This is a genomic window from Streptomyces sp. PTL18 (assembly GCF_059510295.1).
The window spans coordinates 261,848-273,464 of sequence record NZ_JCAJZO010000004.1; the positions used below are offsets into that span (position 1 = coordinate 261,848).

Genomic DNA, 11,617 nt, shown 5'->3' on the forward strand with positions numbered 1-11,617 from the left:
CGATGGGTGGTGGAGCGATTGATGAAGGGGAGAAGCCCGGCTACCAGGGCAGGTCGCCGTCGCGGTCGCGGAAGGTCCCGGTCACGCCGCCCGGTCCGTCGAGGGCGTGGGCGATGACGGCGTCGGTTCCGTCCTTCACGGAGTGGCCCTGGCCGCCGCTGAGGTCGGTCGCGGACAAGCCGGGATCGGCGGCGTTGATGCGCATGTGGGGCAGCAGCCGCGCGTAGCGGGCGGTGAGCATGTTGATCGCGGCCTTCGAGGCGCCGTAGAGCGGGGAGCCGAAGCGCGATTCGATCCGGCTGTCGTCGTGGAAGAGGCCGAACGAGCCCAGGCCGCTGCTGACGTTGACGATGCGGGGGTTCGTGCTGCGTTCGAGCAGCGGCAGGCACGCGTGGATCATGCGCACGTAGCCGACGCCGTTGGTCAGCAGTACCGCGGTGGCATCGTTCGGGGTGCAGTCCTTCGCGTCGGCCACGGGGCCGGTGATGCCGGCGTTGTTGACCAGCACGGCCAGGTGGCCCTCGGCCTGCTCGACGAAGTCGGCGGCGTGCTCGACCGACGCGTCGCAGGTCACGTCCAGTTCCAGGAACCGGGCGCCGACCTCGTCGGCGGCGGGCTTGTCCAGGTCGGGGTTGCGGGCGGTGAGGTAGACGCGGTACCCCGCCTCCACCAGGCGCCGGACCGTCTCCAGGCCGATGCCCTTGTTGCCGCCGGTGACCAGCGCGAGCGGTGCCTCCGTGGTCGGAGTGTTCATCTCTGGCTTCCTTTTCTCGCGGCGCCAGATCGAGTCTGGCCCGCGGGAGCCGGGGCAGCGTGGCCCAGGTCGGGCCACCCAAGGAGTCGGGCGGCGCGTCGACAATCAGGCCATGACCACCGAGAATGCAGCTGTGAGCGAGGGACCGGATCTGGCGACGATGCTGCGCTCCTGGCGTGCCCGGCTCCGCCCGGAAGATGTCGGCTCTCCCTTCGCCCGGGGTACGCGCCGCACGCCCGGGTTGCGGCGCGAGGAGGTGGGCTGGCTCGCCGGTGTCTCGCCCGACTACCTCAAACGCCTCGAACAGGGCCGCGCGCACCCCAGCGCGGCCGTCCTGCGGGCGCTGTCCCGCGCCCTGCGACTCACCGAGGCCGAGTTCAAGCTGGCCTGCCGCCTCGCCGGCCACGCCGCCGAGCTCGACGGGACCGTCCCCCAGCTGATCGGCCCCACCGTGCAACGGCTGCTCAGCCGCCTGGCCGACGCGCCGATCGCGGTCTTCGACGCGGCCTGGACCCTGCTGGAGCACAACGAGCTGTGGGCGGCCCTGCACGGCGACACGCAACGCCGCGCCGGCCGCGAGACGAATCTGGTCTGGCGCACCTTCCACAACGACCCCGGCAGGGTCCGGCACCCCTCCCCGGAGGACCATCGAGCCTCCCTGGTCGCCGACCTTCGCGACGTCGCCTCGCGCTACCCGGCCGACCGCCAGCTGTCCGCCATGATCAGCGACCTGCGCCGGTCGAACACCGACTTCGCCCGACTGTGGGACGGCTCCGCCGTCGCGCACCACGCCGGCGAACGCAAGATCATCGACCACCCGCAGGTCGGCGCGATCGAACTCGACTGCGACGTGCTCTCCCTCCACGGCGCGGACCTGCGCATCATCGTCTTCACCGCGGCCCCCGACAGCGAAGCCGCCGACAGGCTCCGGCTCCTGACCGTCATCGGCCTCCAGGACATGACCTCGCCGACCCCCAGCTCACCCGCCCACGCGAAGGATCGCGGCCTGGGGACCGCCTGAGCCCGCAACGTTCACCTCAACGTGTGCCACGCCTGACAAGCGATTTCAAACCGAGGGATATGGCTACTGCACGAACTTCCGCGCGCACCGGCCTCGTTCGGCTGATCGCTCCGCAGTCGGCACATAGGAGAGGGGTAAGGGGCCTCCCGCACAGTTCGGTGATGTCGGGTCAACGAACCACCAGGAGGCCCGGGTGTCCCGCGGTGGCGTGCTCGCTCCGTCCGCGTCCAGCTCCGAACGGCCGTCGGCGCCTCGGATACAGCGGCTTCATCGGCCGCCTCGGCCAGGCCTCGACGGTCTTCTCGTGAGCGATGACCGCGCGCCGCGTAGTGGCACGCCGCGTCGCGGTGGTAGTTCTGCATGATGACCTGCCGCAGGGCCTCGGCCTGCGGGCCGGGCCGGTGATCCGGCCCGTGACGGAGGTGTTCGAGTAGCCGACAGGCGGCAGTTCCCGTGTCGCCCGGCCCCGGCCGCATGGCCGGGGCCGGGCGAGGGTCTGGTTCAGTCGGCCCGGTAGCGGGAGGCGAGAGCGGGGCTCTGGCCGCCGAACGCGGCGAGGTCGGCCTGGAAGACGGCGTCGAGCAGGCCGGCGTCCTCGACGCCGGGGGCGCAGACGACCTCGCCGAGTTCGAGACCGCGCAGGCCGGCGGTGACGACGTCCTCGGCGCTCATGCGGGGCACGACGCTCATGTCGAGGCCCTGGCGGGTGTGGAACTCGGTGGCGACCACGCCCGGGCACAGCACCTGGACCTGGACGCCGGTTTCCTCCAGTTCGGCGCTGAGGGTCTGGGACATGGCGACGAGGTGGGCCAGGCTGCCGGCGTAGACGGCGCGGCGGGGCATGACGGACTTGTCGGCGGGGCCGCTGAAGGCGATCATCCCGGCCACGTTGATGATTTGTCCCTCGCCGCGGTCCTGCATGCCGGCGACGGCGGCGCGGGTGAGCATGGTCGGTGCGACGACCTTGACGTGGACGAGTTCGCGGGCCTTGTCGGCGGGCAGCTGGGCCAGCGGCATGTAGTGGGCGACTCCGGCGTTGTTGACGAGCATGGTCAGCGGCTCGGTGGCGCAGATGTCGGCGACGGTGTCGACGCCGATGTCGGTGGACAGGTCCGCGGCGACGGTGCGGACGGTGACCTCGGGGTGGGCGGTGGCGAACTCCTCCAGGCGGTCCTTGTTGCGGCCGACGATGATCAGGTCGTAGCCGTCGGCTGCGAGGCGTTCGGCGAAGGCCTTGCCGATGCCGGAGGTGGCGCCGGTGACGAGGGCGAGCTTGCTCACGGGAGTGTTTCCTAATCCTTGAGTAAGCGGTTCCGGTCGGCTCCGTCAGGGGCGGCCCGGACTGTTGATGTGGCGCGGTTTGCGGCGGCCTCGTGGGCACCGGGCTGACCCCTCTGGGTTCCCGGTCCTCTGAGACCTTCTGAAAGAGCGGTGGCGCCCGGTGTCTTCGGGCCGCTGCGAAACCCACCGGCCTGTGCTGAACGTTGATCGTCGTGGTGCGAGCCCACCGCACGGTGACCCCCGCGAACTCCGCGAGCCGTTCGAGCTCTGATCGAGACCGGGGCCCGCGCGGTGCGCTGGTGCCGCGAACGGCTGATGAGATGGCGGACCGTCGAGTCCTGGGATTAGGTCGCCGCGTGGCCCGCACAGGCTTGTCACCTGCGCAAACACACGATGAGAGGGGAACGGCTCGAGCATGTTCTGCGGGATCGACTGGGCCGAGTCGCACCACGATGTGGCCCTGGTAGATCAAGACGGCCAGCTGGTGGCCAAGTGCCGCATCAGCGACGACCTCGCCGGCTACCGGCTGCTGCTGGACCTGCTCGCCGAGCACGGCGACAGCCCCGAGACGCCGATACCAGTGGCCATCGAGACCTCCAGCGGCCTGTTCCCGGCCGTCCTGCGCACCGGCAGGCGGAAGATCTTCGCCATCAACCCGCTCGCCGCCGCCCGCTACCGCGACCGTCACGGCGTCTCGCGCAAGAGGGCGCCGGGCCCAGGCGTGCAGGGGGAAGCCGGCTTCGAAGATCGCGGTGGCCATGGGCAGGCCCTGGTCACCCAGCCCGATGAAACCCACGACGGGTCGTTCAGGGAATCGTGCTCGTGTCATGCCTCCACGGTCGGCGAGGACCGTGCGACCAGCCAGTAGACCGGTTTTCCTGGGAATGGCAGTACCAGGCTGGTCATCGACTCGTTTGCCACAATCGACGGTATGGCGACCACAGAACTCGGCGCGGCCCTGCGCCACTGGCGCGATCACGTCCCGCCCCAGGCCGTCGGCCTGCCCGGCGGGGGTCGCCGGCGTGCCGCCGGGCTGCGCCGCGAGGAGCTGTCCCAGCTGGCCGGCATCTCCGCCGACTACATCATCCGGCTGGAACAGGGACGCGCCACCACCCCCTCACCCCAGATCGTAGAAGCCCTGGCCCGCGCCCTGCGGCTCACCCAGGACGAACGCGCCCACCTGTTCCGCCTGGCCGGCCTCGCGCCGCCCGGGCCCGGCATGGTCCCGCGGCACATCACCCCCGGCGTCCACCGCATGCTGGACCGCCTGGCCGGCACACCCGTCGCCGTCTTCGACGCCGCCTGGAACCAACTGCTCGCCAACCCCCTCTACACGGCTCTCATGGGCGAATGGCAGGGCGACGACCTCAACGGCGTCTGGCGCAACTTCCTCAACCCCGACCACCGCGTGCGCCAGACCCCCGAATCCAGGGGCGCCCTGCAGGCCTCCCTCGTCGCCGACCTGCGCAGCACCGCCGCCCGCTACCCCGACGACGCAAACCTCAAGGCCCTCATCGCCGAACTGCGCCGCCGCAGCGCCCACTTCGAGACGCTGTGGGAGTCGGGCGCGGTCGCCGAGCACCAGGCCGCCCGCAAGACCATCGACCACCCCATTGTCGGCGCGCTGACCCTGGACTGCGACATCCTCAGCGTCACCGGCAGCGACCTGCGGATCATGGTCTACTCCACCCAGCCCGGCACCGAGGACGCCGACCGGCTGGCGCTCCTGAACGTCATCGGGACGCAGTCCCTCCTCGGGTGAGAAGCGATCTACAAACCGAGGGATACGGCTGCTGCTCGAACTTCCGCGCGCATCGGCCTCGTCTTGGCGATGGGCTGGTCCGGATATCGCTTGGGCAGGTCGATGGCGTCCATCACCGGCCGGTAGGCGGTGTTGTTGCACTTCAGCTCCGGGGCGTTCGGCAGCGGCGAGAGCATCCGCCGCCAGTGGTTGCAGTACGACGAGCGCAGCACCGTCCGCACCCGGGCCCGGTAACGGGCCTCGTTGCCGCGGCCTCCGCCGCCAGCGCCTTCAGCGTGGACTCCCCGGCCACCGGATGGATCACCTTGCGGACCGTGCCGCCCGGCTCCGCGACCGCTGCCTCCGCCAGCCGCAGCAGGATGCCCTCCTTGCCGCGGACCCGCTTGAGTTCCTTGTCGAACTCGCCCTCGACCTTCTTCTCCGCCCGCGTGTTGATCTTCTGCACGAGCTGGATGAGCAGCTCCACCATCGAGTCGATGATCTCCGTCTCCCGTACGTGGCACAGTGTCGAGAGCAGCGTGCAGCGCACCGGTCCGGCCGCCGTCCGCAGGTCCGAGGAGTATTCCTTCGCCGCCCGCGCCCGCCAGGCCGCGACCAGCTCTCATCGCTCGCACCGAATACGCGAGGTCCGGCACCAGACCGGTGCCGGACCTCCTGCACACCTCAGGCCAGGGCCGGCACCGACACCGGTGGCTCCGGACCCACATAGCGGGCCGCCGGGCGGATGATCTTCGCTTCCTCCGCCTGTTCCAGGAGGTTGGCGCTCCAGCCGACCACCCGGGCCGTCGCGAAGGTCGGAGTGAACATCTCGCGTGGAAGGCCGCAGAGTTCCATGACCACACCCGCATAGAACTCCACGTTCGTGTGAAGCTCCCGGCCGGGCTTCAGTTCGGCGAGGATGGCCTCCACGTGACGCTCCACCTCGATCGCGAACTCGACCAGGGGGCCGCCGAACCGTTCCGCGATACCGCGCAGCATCCGCGAACGCGGGTCCTCCGTGCGGTAGACAGGGTGCCCGAAGCCCATGATGCGGTCGCCCGCGAGGACGCGTTCGCGGATCCATGAATCGATGCGGTCGGGCCTGCCGATCGCATCCAGCGTGTCCAGGGCGCGACTCGGCGCCCCGCCGTGCAGCGGACCGGACAGAGCACCCACGGCGCCCACCAGGGCCGCCGCCACATCCGCCCCCGTGGACGCGATCACCCGCGCCGTGAACGTTGATGCATTGAATCCATGATCAATGGTTGATATCAAGTACTGCTCGACGGCCCGCGCACGTGCCGCGTCCGGTTCCGAACCGGTCAACATGTACAGGTAGTTGGCGGCGTGCGACAGATCCGCCCGCGGCTCGATCGGGTCACGCCCCCTGCCCAGCCGGTACAACGCCGCCAGCAGCGTGGGGACGGCCGCGCTCGCGGCGAGGGCGTCCTCGCGCCGCTGGTCCGCGTCGATGTCGTACACCGGCCGGAACCCCTTTGACGCCCCGAGCAGCGAAAGCGCCGTACGCAGCCCCGACAGCGGACCGGACCGCCCGCTCGCCGCAGCCACCGCGGGAAGCGCGGCCCGTACGTCGCCGGGGAGCCGGCGCAGTTCCGCGGTGTGCGCGGCGAAGGCCGAGCGCTGCGCCGCGTCGGGCAGTTCGCCGTGGACCATCAGGTGCCAGACATCCTCGAACCCACGGGTCCGCGCGAGTTCGACGGCCGAGTACTGGCGGTAGTGGTAGAAGCCCTCCGCCCCCCTGACGTCACCCAACGCCGTGTCGGTGACGACGACACCCGCGAGTCCCCGCGGAACGTCGACAGAGGTGGATATGGCCCTGTTGATCGGCATGTTCCCTCCTTGCACTTGACCCGACTGTCCATGGTTGATTATTCGGTTGTCAATATTGATTGAATCAATGCTCCATCCCTGGGTACGGTGTCGGCCATGAGGGATCAACAAGCGGCTTCCGGTCGCGACGCGGGTCGGCTCACCACCAAGGAGGCCGCCGAGCTGCTCGGCGTGAAGCCCGAGACCGTCTACGCGTATGTCAGCCGCGGACAGCTCACCAGCCGACGCGAGTCCGGCGGCCGTGGCAGCACCTTCGACGCCAAGGAGGTGGCGGCACTCGCCCGGCGCAACAGGCGCGAACCGGCCGGGATGTCACCCACCACCGGCGATCTCTCGGTCCGTACCGGCATCACCCTGATCGACAGGGACCGGTATTACTACCGCGGCGTCGACGCCACCGAGCTGGCCGCCCGCCACTCCTACGAGGAGATCGCCGAGTGGCTGTGGACCGGACGACTGCGGCCGGGAATCACCTTCACCGCCCCGGACGCCACCGTCGCCGTCGCCCGACGAGCGGTGAACGCCCTGCCCGAGCACAGCGGCCCCCTCGACCGGCTGCGGGTGGCGGCGATCGCGGCCGCCACCGCCGACCCGCTCCGCTACGACCTGTCGCCGGACGCGGTCCTCGGCACCGCGCGCACCCTCATCCCCACCCTCGTCGCCGCCCTGCCGCCACGGCGTCACGACCACCGCGACGACGAGCCTCTGGCCCGGCGCCTGTGGGGGCGGCTCACCGGCCGCGATCCCGACGAGGCGTCACTGCGCGCGCTGGACACGGCGCTCGGACTGCTCGTCGACCATGACCTGGCCGCCTCGACCCTCGCGGTTCGCGTCGCCGCTTCCGCCCGCGCGCACGCGTACGCCGCCGTCTCGGCCGGGCTCGGCGCGCTGGAGGGCCCTTTGCACGGCGCGGCCAGCAGCCTCGCGCACCGGATGCTTCTGGAGGTCCTGGACCGGGGCACCGCGGTCCCCGTGGTGGCCGACGAACTGCGCGCCGGACGCCGGATCCCCGGCCTCGGGCACCGCCTGTATCCCGGCGAGGACCCCCGCGCGCACACGCTGTTCGCGCTGCTGGAGGACATGCCGTCCGCAGCACCCGCGCTGGCGGCGGCCCGGGACATCGAGTCCACAGCGGCGCGCCGCACTCCTCTGCACCCGAACGTCGATCTCGCCCTCGCCGTTCTCACGGTCTCCTCCGGTATGGACGCCACGGCCGGCGAGACCGTCTTCGCCGTCGCGCGCACGGCGGGCTGGATCGCGCACACCCTGGAGGAGTACGAGGAGCGGCCGCTGCGCATGCGTCCGAGCGGGCGCTATGCCGGAGCGCGTCCACCGCAGCCGCTCCCTCAGTGAGCCGCGTGCGCGTCCGCCCGCATCCACTCACCGAACGTGCTCCTCACACTCCCCCGCACTCTGGTGCGCGCCCCGAACGCGCCCCGTAGGCACGGCTGGAAGTCACCGTCGAACGAGTCAGGTTAGGCTTACCTCCGTGAGTACGTGTACGACTGCGTCACGGGACCTCGACGAGCCCCTCGCGGGTACCGCGGCGCCCGCGCGGACCTGGCTGCTCGTGGAGCAGCCCGGCCCGTGGGGCCCCCAGGCGCTCACATCCAGCCATCTGGATCCGGCGCTCGGCCGGGCTCTGGAGGCCGCCGCGGAGGGCACCGGCGTACGCGTCGCGCTGATCCGCCGCCCCGGCCGGCACGCCGACTGCGGCACGCCCTCCGAACGGCAGGTGTACGCGGCTCACACCGTTCCCGGGAACGTCTGGCTGTTCGCCGCCACGACATCCGAGCCGGAACGACTGCTCGATCTGGACTTCACCGCGCTCGGCACGGGTGACCCGCACAGCTTCGACGCGGTCTTCGAGGGACGGCCGCACACCGGTGAGCCGCTCGCCTTCGTCTGCACCAACGGCAGGCGGGACCGTTGCTGCGCCCTCCTCGGCCGCCCCCTCGCGGCCGAGCTGACCGCCTCCGGGGTCGACGGCGTCTGGGAGGTCACCCATCTGGGCGGCCACCGCTTCTCCCCCACCCTGCTCGTCCTGCCGTTCGGATACGCGTACGGCCGGGCCCAGGCTCCGCACGTCAAGGACGTCCTCCAGGGCGTGCGCGAGGGCCGGGTCGTGGTCGAGGGGTGCCGCGGCAGCTCCGCCTGGGAACGGCCCGCACAGGCGGCGGAACTCGCGGTGCGCACGGCGGCCCACGAGTACGCGGCCGACACCCTGACCGTCCTGCGCACGGACGGCGCCGCACCGCACTGGGAGGTCACCGTCGCCCACACCGACGGCCGGCTGTGGCGCGTCGTCGTGGCACACGGCGCCTCCGCGCCACCACGCCCGGAGAGCTGCGGCTCGATGCTCGGCTCCCCGGCACGGATGGACGTCGTGTCGGTACGGGAGCTGCGTGCCGCCGCGGTCGTCGCCGACCCGGCGCACTGTTGAGACGCGAGCCCTGAACGGCATGCGGTCGCCCCGGGACACGGACCGCACGGGCGCACCCCGGGTAATCCACGCCACACCCCCCTACGGCACCGTGCGCCCGTCCCCGTACCGTCGTACCCATGAGCCCCTCTGCCCCGGCACGACGACTGCGCCTCGGTCTGCCGCGGCGGATGTTCTCGCAGGTCCTGCTGATGCAGGTGGCGATCGCCGCGGGTGTGGCCGTGCTCGCCACCGGACTGTTCCTGGCGCCGCTCAGCCGTCTGCTCGACGATCAGGCGATGCGCCGGGCCCTCGCGATCGCGCAGACCACGGCGGCCCAGCCGCAGATCGCCAGGGATCTGCAGGCAACGCTGCCGTCGCCCCGTGGGCCGGTGCAGAAGGAGGCGGAGCGCATCCGCAGGGCCAGCCACGCCGAGTACGTCGTGGTGATGAACACGAGGGGTGTGCGCTGGTCCCACCCCGATGCCTGGCAGATCGGCAAGATCGTCTCGACCGACCCGAGCGAGGCTCTGGCCGGCAGGGAGATCATGCAGATCGACAGCGGCACCCTCGGCCGCTCGGCCCGCGGCAAGGTGCCGCTGCGCGACGGACACGGCAGGATCATCGGCGCGGTCTCGGTGGGCATCGAGTACGACAACGTCCGGGCCCGGCTGATCCACGCGATACCGGGGCTGTTCGCGTACGCGGGCGCGGCCCTGGCGATCGGCGCGCTGGCCGCGTACCTGATCTCCCGCAGGGTCCAGCGGCAGACCCGTGACCTCGCCTTCTCGGACATCTCGGCGCTGCTCGCCGAGCGCGAGGCGATGCTGCACGGCATCAGGGAGGGCGTCGTCGCCCTGGATCCCGCGGGCCGGGTGCGCCTGCTCAACGACGAGGCCCAGCGCCTGCTGGGCCTCGGTGACGAGGTAGTCGGCCGCTCCCTCGACGAGGCCCTCGGCGCGGGCCGTACGACCGATATGCTGGCCGGACGGGTCACGGGCACCGACCTGCTCACCGTGCGCGGGCACCGGGTCCTCGTCGCCAACCGCATGCCCACCGAGGACGGAGGTGCCGTCGCCACCCTGCGCGACCGCACCGAACTGGAGCGCCTCGGCCGCGAACTGGACTCCACACGCGGTCTGATCGACGCCCTGCGCGCGCAGGACCACGAACACGCCAACCGCATGCACACGCTTCTGGGGCTCCTGGAACTGGAGATGTATGAGGACGCCGTGGAGTTCGTGGGCGAGGTGGTGGGCGACCACAGAGCCACGGCGGAACAGGTGACCGAGAAGATCCACGATCCGCTGCTGGCGGCCCTGTTGGTGGGCAAGGCCACGGTCGCCGCCGAGCGTGGCGTGGCGTTGTGGATCGCGGACACGACGCTGCTGCCCGACCGGCTGATCGACCCAAGAGGACTGGTCACGATCGTCGGCAACCTGGTCGACAACGCACTCGACGCCGTCGCGGGTACCCCGCACGCGCGTGTGGAGGTCGAACTGCGCGCGCAGGGGCGCACAGCGATCCTCAGGGTGCGCGACACAGGTCCCGGAATACCCGCCGAGCGGCGGGAGCTGATCTTCACGGACGGCTGGTCGACCAAGCAGCCACCGGCGCACGGCAAGCGCGGCATCGGGCTGTCCCTGGTACGCCGTCTCGCCGAACGCCAGGGCGGTGGCGCCCAGGTGGCCGAGGCGGACGGAGGAGGCGCGGAGTTCGTCGTCGTCCTCCCCGAGGCGCTCGAGGACCCGGCGCCGGCCTCCGCGGACAGTGGGGACCTCGTCCGGGCCCGTCAGGCACCGGCGGGCAGGGCGCCGGTCCCGGACCCACCCGCCCCGATTCCCGGGGAGGAGTCGCGATGACCCGGCCGATCGACGTACTGGTCGTGGACGACGACCCCCGGGTCGCCCGGGTCAACACCGCGTACGTGGAGAAGGTCGCCGGTTTCCGGGTGGCCGGCCAGGCGCACAACGCGGCCGATGCCCTGATGCAGTTGGAGACCCTGCCCCACCTGGACCTGGTCCTGATGGACCACTGCCTGCCCGACGGCACGGGGATCGCGGTATTGCAGGAGATGCGCCGGCGCGGTGTCCAGACGGATGTGATCATGGTGACGGCGGTCCGTGACGTCCGGACCGTCCAGGCCGCGATGCGGCACGGCGCGCTCCAGTACCTCGTCAAGCCGTTCGCCTTCGCGGGCCTGCGCGCCAAGCTGGAGGCGTACGCCGAGCTGCGCCGCACCCTCGACGGCGGCGGTGAGGCCGAACAGCCGGAGGTCGACCGGATCTTCGGCGCCCTGTCGGCGGGTTCGGAGCCGGGGCTGCCCAAGGGGCACTCGGCGACGACGGCGGAACTGGTACGCCGTGCCCTCGTGGAAGCCCCCGGACCGCTGTCCGCCCAGGAGATCGCCGAGCGGACCGGGCTGAGCCGCCAGACCGCCCAGCTCCTGGAGCGCACAGGACGGGCCACGCTGACCCTGAAATACGGCGACGCGGGCCGCCCCGAGCATCGCTACGCGTGGGCGACCCGCGCCTGAGGCACGGCCCG

Annotated in this window: 10 protein-coding genes and 1 pseudogene; 7 read left to right on the plus strand and 4 right to left on the minus strand. The window is 71.5% G+C overall.

Features of this window, described 5'->3' with window-relative positions:
- Positions 1-40 precede the first annotated feature (40 nt).
- Positions 41-754, minus strand: coding sequence for an SDR family NAD(P)-dependent oxidoreductase (locus AC5WS8_RS10230; protein WP_496102999.1), 714 nt, complete (start codon positions 752-754; stop codon positions 41-43).
- Positions 755-866: 112 nt separating this feature from the next.
- On the opposite strand from AC5WS8_RS10230, the gene AC5WS8_RS10235 reads away from it, so the two are divergent.
- The gene (locus tag AC5WS8_RS10235) at positions 867-1,775 is read left to right on the plus strand and encodes a helix-turn-helix domain-containing protein (protein WP_496103000.1); all 909 of its coding nucleotides are present in this window, start codon (positions 867-869) and stop codon (positions 1,773-1,775) included.
- A 501-nt stretch (positions 1,776-2,276) separates the two neighbouring features.
- On the opposite strand, the gene AC5WS8_RS10240 is transcribed toward AC5WS8_RS10235, so the two are convergent.
- On the minus strand, positions 2,277-3,056 hold the full coding sequence (locus tag AC5WS8_RS10240; protein ID WP_496103001.1) for an SDR family NAD(P)-dependent oxidoreductase: 780 nt from the start codon (positions 3,054-3,056) through the stop codon (positions 2,277-2,279).
- A 415-nt stretch (positions 3,057-3,471) separates the two neighbouring features.
- Here AC5WS8_RS10240 and AC5WS8_RS10245 point away from each other — a divergent pair.
- Positions 3,472-3,771, plus strand: a pseudogene (locus AC5WS8_RS10245) (IS110 family transposase); the annotation flags it as partial.
- A 216-nt stretch (positions 3,772-3,987) separates the two neighbouring features.
- Entirely contained in the window at positions 3,988-4,818 is an 831-nt protein-coding gene (locus AC5WS8_RS10250) for a helix-turn-helix transcriptional regulator (RefSeq protein WP_496103002.1), read from the plus strand.
- 142 nt (positions 4,819-4,960) lie between these two features.
- On the opposite strand, the gene AC5WS8_RS10255 is transcribed toward AC5WS8_RS10250, so the two are convergent.
- Both AC5WS8_RS10255 and AC5WS8_RS10260 read right to left on the minus strand, forming a co-directional pair.
- Entirely contained in the window at positions 4,961-5,347 is a 387-nt protein-coding gene (locus AC5WS8_RS10255; RefSeq protein WP_496103003.1) for a hypothetical protein, read from the minus strand.
- A gap of 134 nt (positions 5,348-5,481) precedes the next feature.
- On the minus strand, positions 5,482-6,648 hold the full coding sequence (locus tag AC5WS8_RS10260) for a citrate synthase/methylcitrate synthase (protein WP_496103004.1): 1,167 nt from the start codon (positions 6,646-6,648) through the stop codon (positions 5,482-5,484).
- A 96-nt stretch (positions 6,649-6,744) separates the two neighbouring features.
- Here AC5WS8_RS10260 and AC5WS8_RS10265 point away from each other — a divergent pair, with 96 nt between their 5' ends.
- The 4 genes from AC5WS8_RS10265 to AC5WS8_RS10280 all read left to right on the plus strand — a co-directional run bounded on the left by AC5WS8_RS10265 (position 6,745) and on the right by AC5WS8_RS10280 (position 11,606).
- Complete coding sequence (locus AC5WS8_RS10265) at positions 6,745-8,001, plus strand: citrate synthase (RefSeq protein ID WP_496103005.1); 1,257 nt, start codon at positions 6,745-6,747, stop codon at positions 7,999-8,001.
- A gap of 136 nt (positions 8,002-8,137) precedes the next feature.
- Complete coding sequence (locus AC5WS8_RS10270) at positions 8,138-9,091, plus strand: ferredoxin family protein (RefSeq protein ID WP_496103006.1); 954 nt, start codon at positions 8,138-8,140, stop codon at positions 9,089-9,091.
- 119 nt (positions 9,092-9,210) lie between these two features.
- A complete protein-coding gene (locus AC5WS8_RS10275; RefSeq protein WP_496103007.1) occupies positions 9,211-10,932 on the plus strand; it encodes an ATP-binding protein in 1,722 nt (573 codons plus the stop codon).
- Positions 10,929-11,606 (plus strand): response regulator, encoded by a 678-nt coding sequence (locus tag AC5WS8_RS10280; protein ID WP_496103008.1) that lies wholly within the window; start codon positions 10,929-10,931, stop codon positions 11,604-11,606. Before AC5WS8_RS10275 ends, AC5WS8_RS10280 begins: the two co-directional genes overlap by 4 nt.
- Positions 11,607-11,617: the final 11 nt, after the last annotated feature.